Annotated in this window: 25 protein-coding genes and 1 pseudogene; 18 read left to right on the top strand and 8 right to left on the bottom strand. The window is 65.6% G+C overall.

Features of this window, described 5'->3' with window-relative positions:
• Positions 1–9: 9 nt before the first annotated feature.
• On the bottom strand, positions 10–1,371 hold the full coding sequence (locus ABSF49_RS04540) for a sigma-54 interaction domain-containing protein (RefSeq protein ID WP_424111443.1): 1,362 nt from the start codon (positions 1,369–1,371) through the stop codon (positions 10–12).
• A gap of 345 nt (positions 1,372–1,716) precedes the next feature.
• Between ABSF49_RS04540 and flhA the strand changes: the two genes are divergently transcribed.
• From flhA to ABSF49_RS04510, 6 genes are read left to right on the top strand one after another with little or no spacing between them, the layout of a single operon-like run.
• Complete coding sequence (gene flhA, locus ABSF49_RS04535; protein WP_424111442.1) at positions 1,717–3,804, top strand: flagellar biosynthesis protein FlhA; 2,088 nt, start codon at positions 1,717–1,719, stop codon at positions 3,802–3,804.
• Entirely contained in the window at positions 3,804–4,580 is a 777-nt protein-coding gene (locus ABSF49_RS04530) for a flagellar biosynthetic protein FliR (RefSeq protein ID WP_424111441.1), read from the top strand. Before flhA ends, ABSF49_RS04530 begins: the two co-directional genes overlap by 1 nt.
• 6 nt (positions 4,581–4,586) lie before the next feature.
• Positions 4,587–4,985 carry a hypothetical protein gene (locus ABSF49_RS04525; RefSeq protein ID WP_424111440.1) on the top strand — a complete coding sequence of 133 codons (399 nt, stop codon included), beginning with the start codon at positions 4,587–4,589 and terminating at the stop codon, positions 4,983–4,985.
• Between the two features lie 45 nt (positions 4,986–5,030).
• Positions 5,031–5,618, top strand: a complete 588-nt coding sequence (locus ABSF49_RS04520) for a rod-binding protein (protein WP_424111439.1) — start codon at positions 5,031–5,033, stop codon at positions 5,616–5,618.
• Entirely contained in the window at positions 5,615–6,004 is a 390-nt protein-coding gene (locus tag ABSF49_RS04515) for a flagellar protein FlgN (protein ID WP_424111438.1), read from the top strand. Before ABSF49_RS04520 ends, ABSF49_RS04515 begins: the two co-directional genes overlap by 4 nt.
• A complete protein-coding gene (locus tag ABSF49_RS04510) occupies positions 6,001–6,456 on the top strand; it encodes a hypothetical protein (RefSeq protein WP_424111437.1) in 456 nt (151 codons plus the stop codon). The genes ABSF49_RS04515 and ABSF49_RS04510 overlap by 4 nt, the downstream gene beginning before the upstream one ends.
• A 7-nt stretch (positions 6,457–6,463) precedes the next feature.
• On the opposite strand, the gene ABSF49_RS04505 is transcribed toward ABSF49_RS04510, so the two are convergent.
• On the bottom strand, positions 6,464–7,315 hold the full coding sequence (locus tag ABSF49_RS04505; protein ID WP_424111436.1) for a class I SAM-dependent methyltransferase: 852 nt from the start codon (positions 7,313–7,315) through the stop codon (positions 6,464–6,466).
• A 403-nt stretch (positions 7,316–7,718) separates the two neighbouring features.
• The gene (locus ABSF49_RS04500; RefSeq protein ID WP_424111435.1) at positions 7,719–8,171 is read right to left on the bottom strand and encodes a hypothetical protein; all 453 of its coding nucleotides are present in this window, start codon (positions 8,169–8,171) and stop codon (positions 7,719–7,721) included.
• Between the two features lie 112 nt (positions 8,172–8,283).
• Between ABSF49_RS04500 and ABSF49_RS04495 the strand changes: the two genes are divergently transcribed.
• The 5 genes from ABSF49_RS04495 to ABSF49_RS04475 all read left to right on the top strand — a co-directional run bounded on the left by ABSF49_RS04495 (position 8,284) and on the right by ABSF49_RS04475 (position 11,616).
• Entirely contained in the window at positions 8,284–8,802 is a 519-nt protein-coding gene (locus ABSF49_RS04495) for a type II toxin-antitoxin system HicB family antitoxin (protein ID WP_424111434.1), read from the top strand.
• A 159-nt stretch (positions 8,803–8,961) separates the two neighbouring features.
• Entirely contained in the window at positions 8,962–9,429 is a 468-nt protein-coding gene (locus tag ABSF49_RS04490) for a DUF1203 domain-containing protein (RefSeq protein ID WP_424111433.1), read from the top strand.
• 139 nt (positions 9,430–9,568) lie between these two features.
• Positions 9,569–10,666 carry a redox-regulated ATPase YchF gene (ychF, locus tag ABSF49_RS04485; RefSeq protein WP_424111432.1) on the top strand — a complete coding sequence of 366 codons (1,098 nt, stop codon included), beginning with the start codon at positions 9,569–9,571 and terminating at the stop codon, positions 10,664–10,666.
• Positions 10,667–10,675: 9 nt separating this feature from the next.
• The gene (locus tag ABSF49_RS04480; RefSeq protein ID WP_424111431.1) at positions 10,676–11,140 is read left to right on the top strand and encodes a MaoC family dehydratase; all 465 of its coding nucleotides are present in this window, start codon (positions 10,676–10,678) and stop codon (positions 11,138–11,140) included.
• On the top strand, positions 11,137–11,616 hold the full coding sequence (locus ABSF49_RS04475; RefSeq protein ID WP_424111430.1) for a MaoC family dehydratase: 480 nt from the start codon (positions 11,137–11,139) through the stop codon (positions 11,614–11,616). Before ABSF49_RS04480 ends, ABSF49_RS04475 begins: the two co-directional genes overlap by 4 nt.
• Before the next feature lie 24 nt (positions 11,617–11,640).
• Here the strand turns inward: ABSF49_RS04475 and ABSF49_RS04470 are convergent, their stop codons facing one another.
• From ABSF49_RS04470 to ABSF49_RS04455, 4 genes and pseudogenes are all read right to left on the bottom strand, one after another.
• Entirely contained in the window at positions 11,641–11,919 is a 279-nt protein-coding gene (locus tag ABSF49_RS04470; protein ID WP_424111429.1) for a heavy metal-binding domain-containing protein, read from the bottom strand.
• 221 nt (positions 11,920–12,140) lie between these two features.
• A pseudogene (gene pnp / locus ABSF49_RS04465) lies at positions 12,141–14,311 on the bottom strand (polyribonucleotide nucleotidyltransferase).
• Between the two features lie 283 nt (positions 14,312–14,594).
• The gene (gene rpsO, locus ABSF49_RS04460) at positions 14,595–14,864 is read right to left on the bottom strand and encodes a 30S ribosomal protein S15 (RefSeq protein WP_424111428.1); all 270 of its coding nucleotides are present in this window, start codon (positions 14,862–14,864) and stop codon (positions 14,595–14,597) included.
• A 231-nt stretch (positions 14,865–15,095) separates the two neighbouring features.
• Positions 15,096–15,491 carry a DUF3775 domain-containing protein gene (locus ABSF49_RS04455; RefSeq protein WP_424111427.1) on the bottom strand — a complete coding sequence of 132 codons (396 nt, stop codon included), beginning with the start codon at positions 15,489–15,491 and terminating at the stop codon, positions 15,096–15,098.
• 264 nt (positions 15,492–15,755) lie between these two features.
• Between ABSF49_RS04455 and rph the strand changes: the two genes are divergently transcribed.
• The 3 genes from rph to ABSF49_RS04440 all read left to right on the top strand — a co-directional run bounded on the left by rph (position 15,756) and on the right by ABSF49_RS04440 (position 17,413).
• A complete protein-coding gene (rph, locus tag ABSF49_RS04450) occupies positions 15,756–16,469 on the top strand; it encodes a ribonuclease PH (protein WP_424111426.1) in 714 nt (237 codons plus the stop codon).
• Between the two features lie 137 nt (positions 16,470–16,606).
• Complete coding sequence (locus ABSF49_RS04445; RefSeq protein ID WP_424111425.1) at positions 16,607–16,837, top strand: hypothetical protein; 231 nt, start codon at positions 16,607–16,609, stop codon at positions 16,835–16,837.
• Entirely contained in the window at positions 16,838–17,413 is a 576-nt protein-coding gene (locus tag ABSF49_RS04440; protein ID WP_424111424.1) for a hypothetical protein, read from the top strand.
• 94 nt (positions 17,414–17,507) lie between these two features.
• On the opposite strand, the gene nudC is transcribed toward ABSF49_RS04440, so the two are convergent.
• On the bottom strand, positions 17,508–18,503 hold the full coding sequence (gene nudC / locus ABSF49_RS04435; RefSeq protein ID WP_424111423.1) for an NAD(+) diphosphatase: 996 nt from the start codon (positions 18,501–18,503) through the stop codon (positions 17,508–17,510).
• A 99-nt stretch (positions 18,504–18,602) separates the two neighbouring features.
• Between nudC and ABSF49_RS04430 the strand changes: the two genes are divergently transcribed.
• The 4 genes from ABSF49_RS04430 to ABSF49_RS04415 form a co-directional block, all read left to right on the top strand.
• A complete protein-coding gene (locus tag ABSF49_RS04430; RefSeq protein WP_424111422.1) occupies positions 18,603–20,465 on the top strand; it encodes an extracellular solute-binding protein in 1,863 nt (620 codons plus the stop codon).
• Positions 20,466–20,556: 91 nt separating this feature from the next.
• Complete coding sequence (locus ABSF49_RS04425; protein WP_424111421.1) at positions 20,557–21,660, top strand: microcin C ABC transporter permease YejB; 1,104 nt, start codon at positions 20,557–20,559, stop codon at positions 21,658–21,660.
• Positions 21,661–21,922: 262 nt separating this feature from the next.
• Positions 21,923–23,080, top strand: coding sequence for an ABC transporter permease (locus ABSF49_RS04420; protein ID WP_424111420.1), 1,158 nt, complete (start codon positions 21,923–21,925; stop codon positions 23,078–23,080).
• On the top strand, positions 23,077–23,390 hold a 314-nt coding region (locus ABSF49_RS04415), incomplete at its 3' end, for an ATP-binding cassette domain-containing protein (RefSeq protein WP_424111419.1). The genes ABSF49_RS04420 and ABSF49_RS04415, both read left to right, overlap by 4 nt.

Genomic DNA, 23,390 nt, shown 5'->3' with positions numbered 1-23,390 from the left:
GCGGGCGAACTACTGCGCCTTTTGACTAAGACCGTATTTTCTCAATTTATCATAGAGAACGCTTCGATCCATCTTCAGGATCTTGGCGGCCCTGGCCTTGTTTCCATCGGCTGACGTCAATGCGGAGAGGATCCGGTCCCTCTCGACCCCCGCCAGCATCGTCGTCAACGACCCGTCGTCAGGGGCCTGCGACATCGCTTCGTTCTTGAGGCGGAGACGGATGTGCTCAAAACAGTCCAGGGACAAAGAGCCCGCTCCCTTCAGATTGGCCGCGCGCTCCAAGGCATGCGCCAGTTGTCGCACGTTGCCTGGCCAGTCGTAGCGCCGGAACAGGTCGAGGACGCCGTCGTCGACATCGTCAACATGCAGCCCCAATTCCGCGTTGATCCGACCAATAAAGTGACGCACGAGGAGGGGAATATCGTCGCGGCGCTCTCTCAAAGGCGGAACGAAGATCTCAAGAACGTTGATTCTGTAGTATAGATCTTCCCGGAATTCTCTCGCAGCGACCAGATCAGGCAACGACTTGTTGGCCGAACAGATCAAGCGAAAATCAACCGGAATGCTTTTCAATCCACCAAGTTTGTCGATTTCCCTCTCTTGTATCACCCGCAGTAATTTTGCTTGGAGCGCCAGGGGAAGTTCATTGATCTCGTCAAGCAGCAGCGTCCCCTTGTCGGCAGCCTGCACCTTGCCGAGCTTCCCGCCCTTTTTGGCCCCGGTAAAGGCGCCATCCTCATAGCCGAAGAGCTCAGATTCCAGAAGATCCTTCGGAATTGCGGCGCAATTCAACCGAATGAACGAGTTGCCGTAACGCGGCCCCTCCTGATGAAGGGCGTTGGCGACCAGTTCCTTGCCGGTGCCGGTTTCGCCAGAAATCAGCAGATTGGAGGGCGTCTTCGAGAATTTCTTGATCAGGTCCTTCATCAAGATTATGCTCGGCGTTTCACCGATGATCTGATCAATGGAGTAGCGCGCGCCGCGTAGCTGTCTAAGCTCGAGCTTAACGAGCTTCAATTCATTCTTGACTTGCTCATACATATTGACTACTGAATGCAACTGGTCCATTTCGGTAAAGGTCGCAAAAGACACGGCGCCGATGATCTTGTCGCCGTCGAGAATGGGCAGCCGACTGCAAACAATCGGCCGTCCATTCTTCAAGACGAAAACAGAGGCGATCTCCGTCTCGCCCGATCGAACGATCCAGGGCATCCGGGAGCCTGGAATAACGCTTTCCACAGGTTTCCCGACAGCGTCTTCTGACGACACGCCCAATATATCGGCATATTTCTTATTCAAGATAACGATTCGCGCGTTTTCATCGACAGCCACTAGAGTAACAAACGTTTCAAGCAGACGTTCGATCAGCAACTCATGTAGTTTGTTCATTTTATTGGACATTGCGCGGCCGTTATTGTAATGAAGGCGTTGGCTAAATTTCCCGGCAAAGCATGTCCACGCCGAACGACCGCTTCCGTCCCAGGCTGAGCGCGAACGTCATGCCATGCCAAGGCCGGATGTCAAGTTTCGGCGTCGGGTCCGTCTGAAATGTCGTTTGGCGGTTGGGTCGGCGTCGGCGGCCCGCCATGACGGGCGCAAAACGTCACTCGCGGCGACTTCGTCAGCCGCCGGCGGGCGGCCGCGGCGCCGCGGCGGCGAGACCCACGCAAGCTTCGCCGGGCATGGTCGCCGTCGAAGCGTTGTGGAGAACCCGGGATGTCGTTGACGGCGGCTGCGAGCGTGCCGGCTGTAGGCCGTGGGGGCAAGGACATCGCCTTCGCGGTCGGCATCGTGCTGATCCTGTGCCTGTTCTTCCTGCCCGTTCCCGCGACGCTGATCGACCTCGGCCTGGCGTTTTCGATCGCGTTGTCGGTGTTGATCCTGATGGTCGCCCTGTGGATCAACAAGCCGCTCGAGTTCTCCGCCTTTCCGACCGTGCTGCTGGTCGCCACGGTCCTCAGGCTCGCGCTCAACATCTCGACCACGCGTCTGATCCTCGCCCACGGCGCCCAGGGGATCACCGCCGCCGGCTACGTCATCGGCGGCTTCGCCAGTCTGGTCATGGGCGGCGACTTCGTCATCGGCATCATCGTCTTCCTCATCCTTGTGACCATCAATTTCCTGGTCATCACCAAGGGCGCGACCCGCATCGCCGAGGTCGGCGCGCGCTTCACCCTCGACGCCATCCCCGGCAAGCAGATGGCGATCGACGCCGACCTGTCGGCGGGGCTGATCGACGAGAAGGTCGCCCAGCAGCGCCGCCGCGAACTCGAGGAGGAGAGCTCCTTCTTCGGTTCGATGGACGGCGCGTCGAAGTTCGTCCGCGGCGACGCCATCGCCGGCCTGATCATCCTCGCGGTCAACATCTTCGGCGGCATCGTCATCGGCGTCACCCGGCACGGGCTCAGCCTCTCCGCCGCCTCCGACATCTTCACCAAGCTGTCGGTCGGCGACGGCCTGGTCTCGCAAATCCCGGCGCTGATCATCTCGCTCGCCGCCGGCATGCTGGTCGCCAAGGGCGGCACGCGCGGCTCGGCCGACAAGGCGGTGCTCGGTCAGCTCAGCGGCTATCCGATCGCGCTGTTCATGGCGGCGCTGATGATGTTCGTGCTCGGCGTCATTCCCGGCCTGCCGTTCATCCCGTTCGCGCTTCTCGGCGGGCTGATGGCCTTCGTCGGCGTCGCGATTCCCAACCGCCAGGCCAAGGATCGCGCCCTCGCCGCGGTCGCCGAAGCCGCGCGCGACGAGAAGGCGCGCGCCGAGCAGAAGAGCTCGATCAAGGAGCAACTGAAGTCGGCCGAGATCGAGCTGTGCCTGAGCAAGGAGCTGACCGCGACGCTATTGCCGCAATACGAGGAGATCGCCTCGCGCGTCGCCAAGATGCGGCGCAAGTTCGCGCGCCAGTACGGCTTCGTCGTGCCGGAGATCAAGCTCACCGACGACATCAGGGCGCCGGCCAAGACCTACCAGATCCGCATTCACGGCACCGTCGTCGCCACCCAGGAGCTCAAGACCCACGAGTTCCTGGTCATCATCGGCGACGGCCGCCGTCCCAACGTGCCGGGCGACGACATCCGCGAGCCGGCTTTCGGCATGAAGGCGATGTCGATTTCGCAGGCCTATCTCAAGGACGTCAAGCGCGAAGGCTTCAAGCCGATCGACGCCGTTTCGGTGCTGCTGACCCACTTGAGCGAAGTGATCCACAACAACCTCGCCCAACTGCTGTCCTACAAGGACATGCGCGCCCTGCTGGATCGGCTGGAGCCGGAGTACAAGCGGCTGGTCGACGAGCTGTGCCCGTCGCAGATCTCCTATTCCGGCATCCAGGCGGTGCTCAAGCTGCTGCTGGCCGAGCGGGTGTCGATCCGCAACCTCAGCCTCATCCTCGAGGCGATCGCCGAGGTCGCGCCGCACGTGCGTCGACCGGAGCAGATCGTCGAGCACGTGCGCGTCCGGCTGGCGCAGCAAATCTGCGGTGAGATCCAGGAACAGGGGGCGCTGCGCGTGCTGCGGCTCGGCAACCGCTGGGACATGGTCTTCCATCAGAGCCTGAAGCGCGACGCCAAGGGCGAAGTGGTCGAGTTCGACATCGACCCGCGGTTGATGGAGCAGTTCGCCGCCGAGGCGGCGACCGCCATCCGCAAGCGCATGGACGACAAGCACGTCTTCGCCCTGGTGACGACCGCCGAGACGCGCACCTATGTGCGGATGATCATCGAACGCATGTTCCCGACCTTGCCGGTGCTGTCGCAGCTCGAAATCGCGCGCGGGTTCGAGGTCAAGTCGTTGGGCGCGATCTCCTAGTGGATGCGAACGGCGACATCGCGCGGCTGTTCGATCCCAACCTCACGCTGGCGGTGTTCGTGCTGTTCTGCCGCATCGGCGGCTGCCTGATGCTGATGCCGGGATGGGCGAACGCGCAGATCCCGGTGCAGGTTCGGCTGTTCGTCGCCGTGGCGACGACGCTGTCGCTGACGCCGATTCTCATCGATCAGGCGCCGTTGCGCTCGCTCAGCGCCGAACCGTTGCCGGCGTTGCGCCTGATCGTGATCGAGAGCGCGGTCGGGGCGACCATCGGCATCCTCGGCCGCCTGCTGTTCCTCGCGCTGGAGGCGATGGCGGTTGGCGCGTCGGCCATGCTCGGTCTCGCCAATCCGTTCGGCGTCGAGGTCGAGCCCGATCAGATGCTGCCGCCGCTCGCCACCTTTGTCGTTCTTTCGGCGACGGCGCTGATCTTCATCACCGACGCGCATTGGGAGGCGTTGCGCGGGCTGGTCGCCTCCTACCGCGCCATTCCGATGGGGGTCGACTTCGATCCCGGCTATTCGCTGCGGCAGGTCGCCGGCATGCTCTCCGAGTCGTTCCGGGTCGCGCTGAGGATCACCTCGCCGTTCTTCCTCTATGCGATCACCGTCAACTTGGCGATGAGCCTCATCAACCGCCTGACGCCGCAGATCGCCATCTTTTACGTCGCGACGCCTTTCATCGTCGCTGGCGGGTTGCTGCTGCTCTACGTCACCGCCCAGCCGATGCTGAGCGAATTCATGACGGCCTTCGCCGCCTGGCTGAAGACGGGTTAGACCAAGATGAAGCGGCGGCTGGAAGCGTTGGCGCGAATCGGCAAACTGCGGAAGCAGCTGCACGAACTGGCGGGCTGGCGGCTGGCCCAGATCGGTCGCCGCCGCGACGGGCTCGTCGCGGACGAGCGCGCGATATGGCGGGCGATGGGCGAGGGCGTTTGCGCCTACGGTCCGCCGGCCGAAGTGGGCATGCGGCGCATCCGCCGGCTCGAAGCGGAGATCGCCGCCGCCGAGGCCGCCTACGCCGCCCAGTCGCGTCACGCTTTTCGCGAGGGCGCGCGCGCCAAGCTCGCCGAGCGCGCTCATGAAGGGCTTGAAGCGAAGTATCGCGACCAGCAGCAGCGCAAGGCGCTCGCCGAGCTGATTGAGCGCTCGCTCGGCAAGCCGCCGTCAAGCTCGGCGTAAGCCTGCGGGCGGATGTTCGTTTCGCAAAGAACCCACGGGGAATCCATGGCTATCGACGCTTCCTCGGACATCGTGCTGGAGGTCGCCAAGGCCGCCGACCCGACGCGCGCCGCCGCCGTCGCGCAGCGCCTCAACGCGCTCGGCGGCGCTGCCGGCGCCGACGCGGCCGACTTCGCCGACACGCTCGCCGCGACCGCGCCCGCCGCAACAAGCGGGCCGTCCGCGGCCGACGCGCGGGCGCGATTTTCCGCTGCGGCCGAAACGGCCGACGACAAGGCCGCCAAGGTGAAGACCGGATTCGAGGCCGTGATGCTCAACAGCTTCGTCAGCGAGATGCTGCCCAAGGACTCGAGCGCGTTTTTCGGCCAGGGGCTCGCCGGCGACATGTGGAAGTCGATGCTCGCCGACCAGGTTTCGCGGCAGATCGCCAAGACCGACGCGCTCGGCATCGCCAAGCGCCTGTTCGCCACCCATCCGCTCGGCGAGGCCAGCGCCGCGCTGGAGAAGGCGCAACGCGCCGACGCCGCGGCGAACGCCGCCACCGCCCAGATGAGCGCCAATTCGCTGGCGCTGCCGAGCGGCGCCGAGGTCGACGGCGGCGCTGTGCTGTTCGCCAGCGAGAAGCGCTCGTGAGCGCCGTCCTGCGCGTCGCCGCCAACGGCCGCCCGCAATCGCCGGCGGCGGCGATCCTGCCGGTCATCGAGCGGCTCGCTCAGACCCTCGACGAGGAGAACGAGGCGATCGCCCGGCGCGGGCCGGTCGACTACGACGCGTTCAATCACCGCAAGAGTCAGGGCCTGCTCGAGCTCAACCGGCACGCGCCGAATCTCGCCGGTCTGCAGCTCGGCCCGGCGCTCGCCGCCGCGCTCGGCCACCTGCAGACGCGGCTCGAGACCAACCGTCGCCTGCTGAGCACGCAATTGAAGGCCGCGCGCGCGGTTTCCGACATCATCACGCGGGCGATCCGCGACAGTCAGTCCGACGGCACGTATTCGGACCGCTACTGGATGGACGAATGATCCGCATCATCATGATCGGATTCTGGGCCTGCCTGACGACGCTGGCGGCGGGCTACGCGACGACGCATTTCCGCGCCATGGCCGCCCATCCGGCGGTCGTCGAGTCGACGGCGCCGAAAGAACTGAAGAAGACCAAGGAGTTCAATGTCCCGAAGATCCGCGACGGCGCGGTCAGGGGCTACATCGTCGCGCAGCTTTCCTACGTCGTCGACAATGCCGCCGCGGCCAAGGCGCCGTTGCCGCCCGACGCCTTCCTCGTCGACGAAGCATTTCGCTACGTCTACGACGATCCGTCGATTGACTTCGACCACCTCGAGACGTTCGACCTCACCAAGTTCACCAAGGCGCTGATCACGAAAGTCAATGTGCGGCTCGGCGCCGACGTGATCACCGACATCGGCATTCAGGAATTCACCTTCCTCACCGTCGCCCAGGCCAAGGCGCGGCTGTGACCGCGGCTCAGGCCGTCGGCGCGGTCGCCGCGCGCAGCATCCTCGCCCCGGCGCCGCGGCGCGTCGGCGCTCGTCCCGGCGCATAGCGCGCCGCGACCTCTTCAGCCCTGAGGTCTTCGATTTCGCTGAAACCGAGCGCCGTAAGCTGCGCGTGCAGCGCCGGCGGGTCGAAATAGGCGCGCAAAGGTTCGCCGGCGGCGGCGACTTTCCGCGCCAGGTCTTCGTGCGCCGTGCGGGCGGCTTGATCGTCGATCGTCTCGGGCGAGGCGGCGTAGTCGAAGACGATCTCCTCCCCGCCCGGCAGCGCCGCGACCGCCGCGAGGGCGGCGTAGACCGCCTCATGCGTCAGGTAGGCGGTCACGCCGAGCCAGAAGACGAACGACGGCTGGCGGCGATCAAACCCCGCTGCGGCCAGCGCATCGACGAAGATCTCGCGCTCGAAGTCGCAGCCGACATAGACGACATGCGCAGGCTCGGCGACGCGCGCCGCTTCGAGCCGCCGGCGCTTCTCGGCCTGGGTCGCGGGATGATCGACCTCGAACACCCGTAAGGCCGCCGGCGCTTCGAGCCGGTAGGCGAAGGTGTCGAAGCCGGCGCCGAGCACGACGACCTGCCGCACGCCGCGGGCGATCGCCGCGTGCGCCGAGTCCTCGGCGAAGCGGCTGCGCAGGGCGATGAACAGCCTGAGGCCGCGCCGCAGCGGCTGCGCCTTCGCCTTGTCGATCGCGGCTTGCGCGTCCGCCCCGAGGATCGGCAGCGCCAGCGGATCGGCGAAGAAGAAGCCGCCTTCGAGCGCCTGGTGCGCCGCCCGATGCCCGGCGGCGCCGAGCGCCGTGCGGCTGAATTGGCCTTCTTGCATGGAGGGAAACTAATCCGCTGGCGCGCCCCTGTCGAACAGGGCGCGGCCGGTCGGCTGTCGGCCAAACCTTTGCCCGGCAGCGGCCACGTCGCCGAGCCGCCGTCAAGCGGCTGCGCCGCTCCTGCGCTTCGCTTCGGCCCCTTCTGGGGTGACTGCGCCTCGGTGACGTGGCGAATTGTTTCCATGTCTCTTTGGTGGACGAAGCGGCCGACGGCCGCCTTCGCCCACCAAAGAGGCATGGCGGCCAGAAGCCAGCGACGCGCACAGCGGTCAAGGTTCGCGAAGCGACCGCGTAGCGGCCTGACCTTGACGGCGAGCACGGCGATGGCAGGCGACGGCGGGTGCCGGCCTTGTCGAATATCGGCGCGCGCGATTGGGTGTTGAGGAACCTACAAACTGGAGATTACAGGAGTTTCTCGCCCGTATTTGTGTCTGCGTCGAACTCCCAAATCTCTATGCCGTCGGGGACGAGGTGTCCGTGGGTTCGCAAGTAATAGGACGCCAAACTGATACCTGCCCTGCTGTGCTTCAGCACGAACATAATTTTACGATATTGTTTGGGAGCTATATGAAAGTAGTACATCGCCTCATTCCAAACCGTCATCTTGGCGCTCGGCATATTGCCTCCTTGAGTCCAAGTATGAGATTTGCATTCGACAAGGACTGGAGGAGTGGAACTGCCAAGATCAAACCTGTGCGGCTTCTTCCTATCCCCCACGCCGATAGGCACCGAGAAATTCCTTTCGAGGTTCAAGCCCTGCTTGGTGAAAAAGGCGCGCGCAATATTCTCAAATTTTTCGCCGACACCCGTATTGTGATCGGTGCCGATTCTCTGAAAATTGTTGACTTCGATCATCAACGTTTTCCCACGATTTGGCCTTGGAAATTATATATGCGCTTTGCACTGTCTTCGATAGCAGCGACTAAGCCCGTGAGCGGGCGGCGAGCATCGGGGTAGCATCTGGTGCGTGGCCACCGGCTCGCACAATCGCAGTAAGGGGCGCGCTCTTGGATGTGCCGAGAACTACCCACAAAAACAGGCAGATCGCCAAGGTTGCCGGTTGGAGATGAAGATGACGAGCTACATCGGTCTCATCGACGGAAAGGCCGGCGCGTACGGGGTCTATTTCCCCGACCTTCCAGGTTGCGTGGCGATGGGGGTGACGATCGACGCCGCCGTTGCGAACGCTGCGGAAGCGATGCGCGACTGGGTCGATGCGACGGAACAGAAGGGCGGCGCAATTCCGGCGCCACGGGCGCTGGAGAGCTTGTGCGAAGACCCCGACGCCTCCGAAATGCTCGGTGAAGGCGCACTTATCGTTCGCGTTCCGCTGGTGCGGGAAACAGGCCGTCCAGTGAAAGCCAATCTGTCGATCGACGCCGGCGTTCTCGCGGCGATCGACGCGGAGGCGAAGCGGCGCAAGCTCACGCGCTCGGCCTTCATCGAATTGATGGCGCGGCACGCTCTGCCGTCGATGGCGTCTTAGCCGCTGCGCGCCGCGCAAATCGCTCAACGCCGCGTGGGGATCGTTGCAGGCAAGCGTTCCGAAGACGAGCGCCGCGATCTCTGGTCACGACCGCAGGAACCGGGTGGCGGGCGCGCCGCGCGGCTGGTTGGGTGCGCTCCCGACATCGAGGAGTTCGCCATGGCCTTCCGCATCACCGGGCTGTCGCCCGAACCGTTCCGCCGCCTGTTCGGATTGCCCGACGACGAATTGGCCAGGCTCGGCGTCAAGCGTTATGTCGTCGATAAGCCGCAGGCCTTCCCGTGCCGGGTCGAGATGCGCGACGCCGCGCCGGGCGAGACGGCGCTGCTGCTCAACCACGTTTGCCAGCCGGCCGACACGCCCTATCGGGCGTCGCACGCGATCTTCGTGCGCGAAGGCGCCGCAGCCGCCTACGACCGGGTCGACGACGTGCCGGCGGTCATGCGCGCCCGCCTGCTGTCGCTGCGCGCCTTCGACGCCAGCGGCATGATGCTCGACGCCGACGTCGTCGAGGGCGCCGCCGTCGAGCCGCTCATCGCTCGCCTGCTGGCCAACGCCGACGTGAGCTACATCCACGCGCATTACGCAAAACGAGGCTGCTATTCCGGCCGCATCGACCGGGCCTGACGACCGTCGTTTTCGACCAAACCCGCCGGGACCGCTATCGTCGTGCGCCCCGGCGCCGGCCTTTCCGCCCCTTGCCTTTTTCCGCGCGTCCGCGCATAGGGCCGCTCCAACTCCCTTCACTTTGCGGGCGCGCGTCTCCATGGGCTTCAAATGCGGCATCGTCGGCCTGCCCAACGTCGGCAAGTCGACGCTCTTCAACGCGCTCACCCAGACCGCCGCCGCCCAGGCGGCGAATTATCCGTTCTGCACCATCGAGCCCAACGTCGGCGACGTCGCCGTGCCCGACCCGCGGCTGGAAACGCTCGCCGCGATCGCCAGCTCGAAGGAGATCGTCCCGACCCGCCTGACCTTCGTCGACATCGCCGGCCTGGTGCGCGGCGCATCGAAGGGCGAGGGCCTCGGCAACCAGTTCCTCGCCAACATCCGCGAATGCGACGCGATCGCCCATGTCGTGCGCTGCTTCGAGGACGGCGACGTCACCCATGTCGAGGGGCGCATCGATCCGCTGTCCGACATCGCCACGATCGAGACCGAACTGATGCTCGCCGACCTCGAAAGCCTCGAGCGGCGCGTCGTGGCGATGGAGAAGAAGGCCAAGGGCGGCGACAAGGAGACGAAAGAGCTGCTCGAGCTCGCCGAGCGCAGCCTCGCCGAATTGCGCGAGGGCCGGCCGGCGCGCGCGGCGGGCGTCAGCCGCGAGCAGCACAAGCAGTTCCAGTCGCTCGGCCTGCTTTCCTCCAAGCCGGTGCTCTACGTCTGCAACGTCGAAGAGGCGTCGGCGGACAAGGGCAACGCCTTCGCCGACACGGTGCGCGCGGTGGCGGCGAAAGAGGGCGCGGTCGCGGTGGTCGTTTCGGCCAAGATCGAGAGCGAGATCGCCGTCCTGCCGCTGGCCGATCAGAAGGACTATCTCGAGGCGGTCGGCCTCGTCGAGCCGGGCCTCAATCGCGTCATCCGCGCCGGCTACGCTTTGCTGCACCTCGTCACCTTCTTCACCGCCGGGCCGAAGGAGGCGAAGGCCTGGACGGTCGAGAAGGGCGCCAAGGCGCCGCAGGCGGCCGGCGTCATCCATACCGATTTCGAGAAGGGCTTCATCCGCGCCGAGACGATCGCCTATGACGACTATGTCGCCCACAAGGGCGAAGCGGGCGCGCGCGAAGCGGGCAAGTTCCGCCTCGAAGGCAAGGACTACGCCGTTCAGGACGGCGACGTGCTCCACTTTCGCTTCGCCACCTGAGAGGCCGACATGGACCGGCTCTATTTCGAGGATTTTCCGGTGGGCGAGGTCGTCGAATTCGGCGACCGCATCGTGACCGCGGAGGAGATTGTCGAATTCGCGCGCGAATTCGATCCGCAGCCGTTCCATCTCGACGAAGTGGCGGCGCGCGAATCGATGGCCGGCGGGCTGATCGCCTCGGGCTGGCACAGCGCGGCGCTGATGATGCGCATCAATTGCGACGAAGTTTTCCTGCGCTCGAGCGCGCAAGGGTCGCCCGGGATCGAGTCGATCGACTGGCTGAAGCCGGTCAGGCCGGGCGACCGGCTGAGCGTCCGCCGCATGACGCTCGCCGCGCGCCCGTCGCGTTCGCGCCCCGACATCGGCGTCGTCGAGATGCGGTTCGAGCTGATGAACCAGAACCACGAAGTGGTGATGCGGCAGCAGGGGTCGGTGTTCTTCGGCCGCCGCCCCAACGGCGAGGCGCGGAAATGATCGGCCTGTGGTATGAGGACCACGAGGTCGGCCAGACGGCTTCGCTCGGCGCGCATCGCTTCACCCGCGAGGCGATCCTCGATTTCGCCCGCAGGTTCGATCCGCAGCCCTTCCATCTCGACGAAGCGGCGGCGGCGAAGTCGATCTTCGGCGGTCTGTGCGCCTCGGGCTGGCACACCGTCAGCGTTTCGATGCGGCTCTTGGTCGACGGCCGCCGCGCGCAGCGCAAGGCCCTGGCGACGGACGGCGAGAAGCCGCCGCCGCTCGGCCTCGGCAGGGGCGTGCGCGATCTGCGCTGGCCGGCGCCGGTGCGGCCGGGCGACGTGATCGCCTTCTCGTTGCGGGTTGAATCGTTGCGCGAGACCCGGCGGCCGGACTGGGGCCTGATCGGCATGCGCATTGTCGGCGTCAATCAGGACGGGCGCGAAGTCTGCGCCTATACGCTGATGGGACTGGCGGCGCGGCGACCGGCTTGAAGCCGCGCCGCGCGCCCGCGTCGTTCACGCGGCGATCGTGATCTGCACCGCCGAACCGCTGGCGACGAGGCGACGGAGGCTGACGCCGTCGCACTCGGCGGTCTCTTCGGCTTCGAAACGAACGCCGATCAGCGCGTCGGCGCCGTAATCCTCGGCTTCGCGGGCAAGGTCGCGCAGCAGCGCGCGACGATCGGCTTCGCTCGCCGGCTCGTCGACGCCCCGCCACCGGCCGACGACCTTGATCCGGCCGATCGTCTTGGCGGCGCGTCCGGCTTGAAGCGAGCCGGTGAAACTGACTTGCATGGAGGACTCTTGCGGTTGGGGTCGTTGATCGGACAGTCTCTGCGACCGACGTTTCGCCTGCCTTAACGCCGGAGACGCGCCCGGCGAAGTTGACGAACGCGGTTGACGAACCGTGGTTACGGGACGACCGGCAGAAAAACGGCAAAGAGCGGCGCCGGTGGGGCGCCGCTCTGGCATTTTCGCGGGTTAACGGAAATTAACCCCGTAGGGTTAAGGCTGGATCAGCCCTGGGCGGGGGCGGCGGGCTCGGCCGCTTCCTTCTCTTTTTTCTCCAGGTCCTCGCCGGTCTGCTGGTCGACGACGCGCATCGACAGCTTGACCTTGCCGCGGTCGTCGAAGCCCATCAGCTTGACCTTGACCTTGTCGCCTTCCTTGACGACGTCGGTCGTCTTGGCGACCCGGCCCTTGCCGAGCTGCGAGATATGGACGAGGCCGTCCTTCGAGCCGAAGAAGTTGACGAAGGCGCCGAACTCCATCGTCTTGACCACGGTGCCGTCGTAGATCTGGCCGACCTCGGGCTCGGCGGCGATCGACTTGATCCAGTTGATCGCGGCTTTGATTTTGGCGCCGTCGGCGGAGGCGACCTTCACCGTGCCGTCGTCCTCGATGTTGATCTTGGCGCCGGTCTTCTCGACGATCTCGCGGATGACCTTGCCGCCGGTGCCGATCACTTCGCGGATCTTGTCGGTGGGAATCTTCATCGTCTCGATGCGGGGCGCGTATTCGCCGAGCTCGGCGCGGGCGCCGGTCAGCGCCTTGCCCATCTCGCCCAGGATGTGCATGCGGCCGTCCTTCGCCTGGGCGAGCGCGACCTTCATGATCTCCTCGGTGATGCCGGCGATCTTGATGTCCATCTGCAGCGAGGTGACGCCCTCGGTGGTGCCGGCGACCTTGAAGTCCATGTCGCCGAGGTGATCCTCGTCGCCGAGGATGTCGGACAGCACCGCGAAGCGGTCGCCCTCGAGGATCAGGCCCATGGCGATGCCGGCGGTCGGCCGCTTGAGCGGCACGCCCGCGTCCATCAGCGCCAGCGAGGAGCCGCACACCGTCGCCATCGACGACGAGCCGTTCGACTCGGTGATCTCCGACACGACGCGGATCGTGTAGGGGAACTCCGCAGCGGTCGGCAACATCGGACGGATTGCGCGCCAAGCGAGCTTGCCGTGGCCGATCTCGCGCCGGCCGGGCGCGCCCATGCGCCCGGTTTCGCCGACCGAATAGGGCGGGAAGTTGTAGTGGAGCAGAAACCGCTCCTTGTAGGTGCCCTCGAGCGAGTCGACGTATTGCTCGTCCTCGCCGGTGCCGAGCGTCGCCACCACCAGGGCTTGCGTCTCGCCGCGGGTGAACAGAGCCGAGCCGTGAACAGAGCCGAGCCGTGGGTGCGCGGCAGCACGCCGACCTGGGCGAGGATCGGCCTCACCGTCGTCAGGTCGCGGCCGTCGATGCGGCGCTTGTGGTCGAGGATGTTCCAGCGCACCACCTTGGCCTGGGCGTCGTGCAACGCTTCGGCGACCGCCTCGGGCGTGAACTCCGGCGTGCCGCCCTCAGGCAGCAGCGCCGCCTTGACCTTGGCCTTGACCGCGTCGACGGCGGCGTAGCGCCCCTGCTTCTGGGTGATCGAATAGGCCGCGCGCAGGTCGGCTTCCGCCACCGCCAGCACCGCCTTCTCGACCGCCGACTTATCGGCGATCTCGAGGTCGCGAGGCTCCTTGGCCGCCTTCTCGGCGAGGCGGATGATCGCCGCGATCACCGGCTGGAATGACGCATGGCCGGCCATCACCGCCTTCAGCATCGTCTCTTCGGAAAGTTCCTTGGCTTCCGACTCGACCATCAGCACCGCGTCGGCGGTGCCGGCGACGACGAGATCGAGCGTGGACTCCTTCATCTCTTCGATCGTCGGGTTGGCCTTGACCTCGCCGCCGAAAACGCCGACCCGCGCCGCGCCGACCGGGCCCATGAACGGCACGCCCGACAGCGTCAGCGCCGCCGAGGCGGCGATCAGCCCCAGCACGTCGGGATCAGTCTCCATGTCGTGGCTGAGAACGGTGACGATCACCTGCGTGTCGCAGCGGAAACCGTCCGGGAACAACGGCCGGATCGGCCGGTCGATCAGGCGCGAGGTCAGGGTCTCGCGGTCCGACATCCGGCCTTCGCGCTTGAGGTAGCCGCCGGGAATGCGGCCGGCGGCGAAGGTCTTCTCCTGGTAGTGGACGGTCAGCGGGAAGAAGTCCTGGCCGGGCTTGGGCGCCTTGGCGGCGACGACGGTGGCGAGCACGGTGGTGTCGCCCCAGCTCGCCCAAACCGCGCCGTCGGCCTGGCGGGCGACGCGCCCGGTCTCGAGAACGAGCCTGCGACCGCCGTGGGTCAGTTCCTCGCGATAGATTTCGAACATCGATTCATCCTTCTAAACAATGGAAAGGATGCGAGGCCGCTCACCCTCTCGCGGGCGGCTGCGAACGTGTCCGTCATCGGCAAGACGGCGAGAGGCTGGCGCACCGAGCGCCAGCCTTTGGCGATCCTGCCGCAGGGCGTTCAACCTGGAACGCCCAACGCTTGACGGGCTGTCGGACCTTCGTGAGGAAGGGCCGTCTCGCAGCCAACTGCGACGCGCGGCTTTCGCGATCCTACTCAGTCGGACGGCGGCCCTATGCCGCCGCCCGCTACGCCCGACGCCGTCAGCGACGAATGCCGAGGCGCTCGATCAGAGTCTTGTAGCGCGCCTCGTCGCTCTTCTTGACGTAGTCGAGCAGCGTACGGCGCTGCGACACCATCTTGAGAAGACCGCGGCGCGAATGGTTGTCCTTCACGTGGGTCTTGAAATGATTGGTCAGATTGGCGATGCGCTCGGTGAGGATCGCGACCTGCACTTCCGGCGAACCGGTATCTCCGGCCTTCAACGCGTAGTCTTTGATGAGCACAGCCTTGCGCTCGGCAGTGATCGACATCGATTTGTCCTTTTGGCTGGCGGCGGGAAAATCCCGTCGCAGGTTCGTTTCGGCCGAGCCGGGATGTCGTCCAGGTCGGTCGCTTGCACCCTGGGGCCTTGGCCCCAAGGTGCGCGGCTTATACAGGATTTTTGCCCAGGCGCCAGCGAAATCGGGCCCTCAGGGGCGGCAAACAAGACCGTGGCGCCTGGGCTTCGGCGCGGTCGTCAACATCCGCGGCGTTCCGGCGCCCTAGCGGCGGGCGAACTCGAAGCCGTCGCCGGTATGGTCGAGCTCGGCGAGGCCGGATTCGAGGTGGGGCGCGAGCTTCGGATTGCCGAGCAGATAAGCGGCGGTCGGCTGCTTGAGATGGTTGCGAGCCTCGACCAGGGCGCTCTTCCACTCCTCTCGCGTGAATTTTCCGCGCCCGACCCAGGCGAGCGCGATCAGTTCGCACTGCTCGTCCTCGTCCATCGCATCAATGAAACCGGCAAGTTCGGCCCGCGCCGCAGCGCAGCCTTCGCCGCCGGCCGCGCTCACCGCGACGCTCCGTTTCGATCCGTTGACCCCACGCCCTCCGTCCTCCCCCGCCATCTCGCGCGCTTTGGCGATGACGTAGGTGAGCTTTTCGGCGCTGATTTCCCTCATCGCGACCGTCCTCCCCGCAGGGACGCGAACACGACCCAGCATCGCGCCTCCCGCTGAACCTCCAGTTAACCGCGAAGCCTTACGCGCAAATTGCCCCAGCGCAATTGCCGAATGATTTTGCGTTGGCGCCGGTCTTTGAACAACATATCAATGTGTATAACATCGCCCGACCGAACGTTCGCTCGTCGGGCGCCGCCGCGCCGTCGATTGCCACGCCGCCGCCCCAGGGCTACAGCAGCCCGGTCATATTCAGGACCCTTGTCGATGCGACCTTCCCAGCGCGCCCCCGACGAATTGCGCAAAGTGACGTTCGAGCGCGGCGTCGCGCGCTATGCGGAAGGTTCGTGCCTGGTGCGTTTCGGCGACACCCACGTGCTGTGCGCCGCATCGCTCGAGGACAAGCCGCCGCCGTGGCTGCGCGGCCAGGGCCGCGGCTGGGTCACCGCCGAATATGCGATGCTGCCGCGCGCGACCTCGACCCGCACCAAGCGCGAATCTTCGATGGGCAAGGTCTCCGGCCGCACTCACGAAATCCAGCGCCTGATCGGACGCTCGCTGCGCGCGGTGGTCGACCTGCCGAAGCTCGGCGAACGGCAGATCACCATCGACTGCGACGTGCTGCAGGCCGACGGCGGCACCCGCACCGCGGCGATCACCGGCGCCTGGGTCGCGCTCGCCGATTGCCTGAAATGGATGACCCAGCGCTCGATCGTGCGCGACAATCCGATGAAGGACCACGTCGCCGCGGTCTCCTGCGGCGTGGTCAAGGGCGAAGCGGTGCTCGATCTCGATTACGCCGAGGATTCGACCGCCGAGACCGACGCCAATTTCGTCATGACCGGCTCGGGCGGCCTGGTCGAAGTGCAGGGCTCGGCCGAGGGCGCGCCGTTCAGCGAAGCGGAGTTGCTCAAGCTGCTGGCGCTGGCGCGCGGCGCCATCGTCCAGATCGTCGCGCTGCAGAAGGCGGCGATCGCATAAGGGATGGAGTAGGACGTTTGGCGCCGACTTACTCGGTTGCCTTGCGGCGGAGAAACTCGCCAACTCCGAAAAGCCGGGACATGCAACAAAAGGCGCAAATGACTTGCGTGGTTGAGATAACGGGGTAACATTCAGGGATGGCGAACAGTTCAAAGCTCACGACCAAACGCGAATGGCCGAAGCATAGCGACCTGAGCGGCCGACTTGATGTCAGCTCGTCGGCGACGGCGATCGCATTCCGCGCTGCTGCAAAAGCCTACACCAAGCGAGCCACTAAAACGAAAAAGTCGGCCGTGGAAACTCTCCAGCGCGAGCGCATCCTGACGAAGGATGGGGGATTCACAAAGGCCTACGCCGTAAAGGGCTAATTGCAACGCCTTTCCGCCAGCTTCATCCTTGGCTACCATGGCTGCGATCAGGCTGTGGCGGAGAGACTGTTAGCGGGCGAACCTTTCGAGACAAGTCAGAACGACTACGACTGGCTGGGTTGGGGAGTTTATTTTTGGGAAGCGAACCCGAGGCGTGGACTCGATTTTGCCTCAGAGGCTAAGAAGCGGCCCGGCTCCAAGATCAAAGCGCCGACAGTAGTTGGCGCGGTAATCGACCTCGGAAACTGCTTGGATCTCATGAGCACCGTCGGCATCGACATGGTGCGCGCGGCATACGAGTCTCTTTCCGAGACTCTCAGCGCCGCTGGTCAGCCTCTACCGGTGAATCGCGATCGTTTTCGCCGACAACTTGATTGCGCGGTTATCGAACATCTTCATGCGATCTACGAGGCTCACGGAGGTTCGATAGAAACTGTGCGCGCCGCGTTTCCCGAGGGGCGGGAAATCTATCCCGGCGCCGGCTTCGACGAGAAGACACACATCCAGATCGCCTTACGCAATCTCGATTGCATCAAGGGTGTCTTTAGAGTCCCGGAGACTCATCTTCATCCCTGAGGGTCGTATTGGGAAATCTCAGATTCTGTATTTTTCTGCCATCGGTCACGTCAGCTTATCGTTCGCGGGCGCTTCGAATGCCGAATACAGTCCGTCAGACGCTGCTCTCCGCCCACACCCGCAGAATGTGATGCGCGATCGCCATCGGCATCGGCGCGCTCAGGCCTTCGGGATGGCGCCTGTCGAACATCGCCATGACGTCGTTGCGCTGAAACCAGCGTGCGTCCTCGAGTTCGTCGCCGTCGACGACAATCTCGCGGGTCAGCGCGCGAACGAAGCAGCCGATCATCAGCGACGACGGGAAGGGCCACGGCTGCGAGGCGAGATAGGCGACCTCGCCGCAGGCGATTCCCGCCTCCTCGCGGATTTCGCGCCGGACCGCCTCCTCGATCGTCTCGCCCGGTTCGACGAAACCGGCCAGGCACGAGTACATGCCCTTGGGCCAGCGCGACTGGCGGCCGAGCAGGCAGCGCTCGCCGTCGAGCGCCAGCATGATGACGACCGGATCGGTGCGGGGAAAATGCTGCGCCTTGCAGACGTCGCACTCGCGCCGCCAGCCGGCGGCGGCGGTCCGGGTCGCGGCGCCGCAATTGGCGCAGAAACCGTGGCGGGCGTGCCAGGAGAGGATCGCCTTGGCCTGGCCGAGCACGGCGAGCGCGTCCGCGCCGACCAGCCCCTGCGTCGCGATCGAGCGCAGATCGGTCGGGACGAGGTCGTCGCGGCCGGGAACGACCAGCCGCCTGCGGTCGAGGAAGCCGTCGCTGTCGTCGGCGACCAGCTCGACCGCGCCGTCCGGCAGCAGCGCCGCGAATACCGGCGCGCCGGCGGCTTCGATCCCGAGCAGCGCCTCGAACCGCGCGCCGCCAAGGCGTTCGATTTCAGCGATCGGGAAGAACGGCGCCAGGGGCGGCGCGCCGCGCGGCAGAATCGGCATGTCGCGCGCGATCAGCACCGCCCTCGCATCCGGCCGGGCGCGCAGCGCGGCGATCGAGGCGGCGTCGTCGCGCCGCTCCGAGACGCGGTCGAGCGGCGCGCCGGCGAAGCCGAACGCCGGCGCGCGCGCCATTGTCTTGAAAAAGGCGCCATTCATGCTTCATCCCTCGTCAGGAGGGCGCTGGCCAAGCGCCGCAAAGCCGGTTTTAATCCGCGCGAATCGTCCAGGCGACAGTCTAACGGGAAAGCGGGCCGCATGGGTTCGACAATCACGAGGCGCGGCGCGCTGACAGGCTCGGCGGCGCTCGCCGCCCTGGCCGTCGTCGGCGGAGGGCGCGCGCGGGCCGACGATTGGGTCGAAACCCACGGCCTGTCCTCTTTCGGCGACTTGGCGCTGCCGCCCGACTTCAAGCGCCTCGCCTATGTCAATCCCGACGCGCCGAAGGGCGGCCTGCTGTCGTTGCAGATCACCGCGACCTCGGGCAACCAGAACTTCGACACCTTCGACACGCTCAACATCTTCTCGAAACGCGGCGACGGCGCGGCGGGCATGTCGGCTACGTTCGATACGCTGATGAGCGGCAACGGCGACGAGCCGGATTCCCTCTACGGCCTCATCGCGCGCGCGGTCAGCGTCAGCCCCGACAAGCTCGGCTACCGCTTCCTGCTGCGCCCCGAAGCGCGCTTCGCCGACGGCTCGAAGGTGACGGCGGCCGACGTCAAGTTCTCGCTCGATGTGCTCAAGGAGAAGGCGCACCCGACCTATTCGCAATTGCTGGTCGAGGTCGACGGCGTCGACGCCGAAGCCGACGACGTCGCGCTGGTGCGCTTCGTCAAGGAGCGCAGTCGCGACGCCCATCTCGTCGTCGCCGGCATGCCGATCTTCTCCGCCGCGTGGTGGAAGGGGCGCGACTTCGACGCTGCGACGCTCGAGGCGCCGCTCGGCTCCGGCGCCTATCGGGTCAAGACGTTCGAGCAGGGACGCTTCATCGAATACGAGCTCAGCGACGACTATTGGGCCAAGGACCTGCCGATCAACGTCGGCCAGAACAACTTCCGCCGGCTGCGGTTCGAATATTACCGCGAGCGGCAGGTCGCGTTCGAGGCGTTCAAGGCCGGCGCGATCAATTTCCATCAGGAGTACACCGCGCGCATCTGGGCGACCGGCTACGATTTCCCCGCCTTCAACGACGGCAGAGTGAAAAAGGAAACGCTGCACAACGGCGCCCCGACCGGTTCGCAGGGCTGGTACTTCAACACCAGGCGCGAACAGTTCAAGGATCCGCGCGTGCGCGAGGCGCTCGGCCTCGCCTTCGATTTCGAATGGACGAACAAGAACGTGATGTTCTCGTCCTACAAGCGCGTCATCTCCTATTTCCAGAATTCGGCGATGGAGGCGGTCGGCCCGCCCAGTCCGGATGAACTGAAGATCCTTGAGTCCTTGCGCGGCACGATCCCCGCTTCCGTGTTTGGCGACCCCTACGTTCCCCCGGTCAGCGACGGCTCGGGCAGCGACCGCGCGCTGCTGAAGCGCGCCAACGAGATGCTGCTTTCCGCCGGCTGCGCGCGCGAGGGCGGCGTGCTCAAACTGCCGGGCGGCAAGCCGTTCACGATCGAGTTCCTCGATTCGTCCGACGCGCTGCAGCCGCATACGCAATCGTTCCAGCAGAACCTGCGCAAGCTCGGCATCGACGCGCAGTCGCGCATCGTCGACGCGGCCCAGTACAAGAGCCGCACCGAGAACTTCGACTTCGACGTCGTCACCGCGGCTTTCGGCGGCAGCGTGACGCCGGGCTCGGAGCTGCAGGTTTTCCTCGGCTCGAAAGCAGCGACAATGGAGGGTTCGCGCAACCTGTCCGGCATCGCCGATCCGCTCGTCGACGCGCTGATCGAGTGGATCATCCGTGCGCCGACGCGCGACACGCTCAACGTGGCGTGCCGCGTCCTCGACCGCGTGCTGCGCGCCGCGCACTACTGGGTTCCGATGTGGTACAGCGACGCCGCCCGGGTCGCCTATTGGGACGCGTTCTCGCGCCCCGCGACCCAGCCCAAGCTGGGCGTCGGCGCGCCGGACACCTGGTGGTGGGACGAAGACAAGGCGAAGAAAATTGGGCTGTGAGAAAATGGCGAGTGGCGAGTGGCGAATGGCGAATGGCGAGCGGCCGCCCCGCCATTCGCCATTCGCTATTCGCTATTCGCGGGCCTAGCCCATGCTCGCCTATATCCTGCGCCGCCTGCTGCTGATGATCCCGACCGTCTTCGGCATCGTGCTGGTCTCGTTCGCGATCGTGCAATTCGTGCCGGGCGGGCCGGTCGAGCGCGTGATCGCGCAATTGCAGGGCGCCGACGAAGGCTCGACGGCGCGGATCGGCGGCGGCGGCGGCCAGATCGGCGCCGGCGCAATGGCGCGCGCCGGCGGCGACATTTCCTCGCGCTATCGCGGCGCGCAGGGACTCGATCCGAAGTTCATCAAGGAACTGGAGAAACAATACGGCTTCGACAAGCCGCCGCTGGAGCGGTTCTGGATGCTGGTGCGCGACTACGCGACCTTCAACCTCGGCAGGAGTTACTACCGCGACGCGCCGGTCGTCGAGCTGATCAAGGAGAAGCTGCCGGTCTCGATGTCGCTCGGCCTGTGGATGACGCTGATCTCCTACGCGATCTCGATCCCGCTCGGCGTGCGCAAGGCGGTCAAGGACGGTTCGCGCTTCGACACCTGGACCTCGGCGCTGGTGATCTTCGGCTACGCGATCCCGAGCTTCCTGTTCGCCATCCTGCTGGTTGTGCTGTTCTGCGGCGGCTCGTTCTGGCAGATTTTCCCGCTGCGCGGCCTGACTTCCGACAATTTCGCCGACTTTTCCTGGCCGCACAAAGTCTTGGACTATCTCTGGCACATCACGTTGCCGGTGGCCTCTCTCGTGCTCGGCTCGTTCGCCACTTCGACCCTCCTGACCAAGAATTCGTTTCTCGACGAGATCAAGAAGTCCTACGTGCAAACGGCGCGGATGAAGGGCCTCTCGGAGCGGCGGGTGCTCTACGGCCACGTTTTCCGCAATGCGATGCTGATCGTCATCGCCGGCTTCCCCGGCGCCTTCCTCAGCGCCTTCTTCACTGGCTCGCTGCTGATCGAGCAGGTGTTCTCGCTCGATGGGCTCGGCTACCTCTCCTACGATTCGCTGATCCAGCGCGATTATCCGGTGGTGCTCGGCAACCTTTACGTCTTCGCCCTGCTCGGCATGGTGACGAACCTCATCTCCGACCTCACCTACACCTGGGTCGATCCGCGCATCGACTTCGAGACGCGCGAGGTGTGATGCGCGCGCCCTCGCAAATTGACTCGATCCGTCGCGCAGCGCGCGCCCCTTCCCCCCTCGCGGGGGAAGGTGGCCGACGAAGTCGGCCGGATGAGGGGTCGCGCCGTCAGGCGCTCTCGTTCGAGAGAAGCTGGCTTCTCCGCGATCGCCCTTCTCAGCGGCTCAACGAGGAAGACGCGCCTTGCGGTGCGACCCCTCATCCGTCGCCCCTGCGGGGCGACACCTTCCCCCGCAAGGGGGGAAGGGAAGCGCGGGTCGCTGCATGACCCTCGCGCCTCCCCAGCATACGCACGGCTGGCTCAAGCTCAGCCCGATGAACCGCCGGCGGCTCGATAATTTCCGCCGCAACCGGCGTGGGCTTTGGTCGTTTTGGATCTTCATGGCGCTGTTCGCGGTTTCGCTCGCAGCCGAATTCGTCGCCAACGACCGGCCGCTGATCGCCTCCTACAAGGGCGAGCTCCTATTCCCCGTCTTGGTCGACTATCCGGAAGACAAGTTCGGCGGCTTCGAGGCCCACACCGATTATCGCGATCCGGACATCGCCGGCGAGATCGAAGCCCACGGCTGGATGGTCTGGCCGCCGATCCGCTTCGCCAACGCGACCACCAAGCTCGATCCGCCGACGCCGTTCCCCTCGCCGCCGACTTGGACGCTGAGCGAGGCGCAGTGCCGCGCGGCGATCGTCGCTCACGCGCGCGGCGACGCCAAGAAGATCCCGCCCGGCGGCGGCGCCTGCCGCGATCTCGAGCCGGAATGGCTCGGCACCGACGCCGACGGCCACGACGTCGTCGCGCGCCTCATCTACGGCTTCCGCATCTCGGTGCTGTTCGGCCTCATCCTCGCTGGCGTTTCCTCGGCGATCGGCATCGCCGCCGGCGCGGTGCAGGGCTATTTCGGCGGCTGGCTCGACCTGACGATGCAACGGCTGATCGAGGTCTGGTCGTCGCTGCCGCACCTCTACATCCTGATCATCCTGTCGGCGATCCTGACGCCGGGCTTCGTCGTGCTGCTGACGATCCTGTTGCTGTTCTCCTGGGTCAGCCTGGTGCATCTCGTGCGCGCCGAATTCCTGCGGGCGCGCAACTTCGAATACGTCAACGCGGCGCGCGCGCTCGGGCTCTCCAACGCCAAGATCATCGTCAAGCACGTGCTGCCCAACGCGATGGTCGCGACGCTGACCTTCCTGCCGTTCGTCGTCAATGCGTCGATCAGCACGCTGACCTCGCTCGATTTCCTCGGCCTCGGGCTGCCGCCGGGTTCGCCGTCGCTCGGCGAATTGCTGCTGCAGGGCAAGTCGAACCTGTCGGCGCCCTGGCTCGGCCTGTCCGCCTTTGCGATCGTCGCGCTGATGCTGTCGCTGCTGATCTTCATCGGCGAGGCGGTGCGCGACGCCTTCGATCCGCGAAAGACCTTCAGATGAGCGAGGCCCCCCTCCTCTCCGTCCGCGACCTGTCGGTGGCATTCAGTGCCGGCGGACATGAGACGCTGGCCGTCGATCGCGTCTCCTTTGATATCGGCAAGAGCGAGACTGTGGCGCTGGTTGGCGAATCCGGCTCCGGCAAGTCAGTGACGGCGCTGTCGATCCTCAAACTCCTGCCGTATCCGGCCGCCTCGCATCCGTCGGGCAGCATCGCTTTCAGAGGCCGCGATTTGCTTCCGCTCTCGGAGCGCAATATGCGCCGCGTGCGCGGCGATGACATCACCATTGTCTTCCAGGAGCCGATGACCTC

The organism is Roseiarcus sp. (assembly GCF_049514155.1).
In the GTDB taxonomy this organism is placed as follows: Bacteria; Pseudomonadota; Alphaproteobacteria; order Rhizobiales; family Beijerinckiaceae; genus Roseiarcus.
Note: the sequence above shows the minus strand (reverse complement) of the source record. Positions and strands in the feature narration are given on the sequence as shown.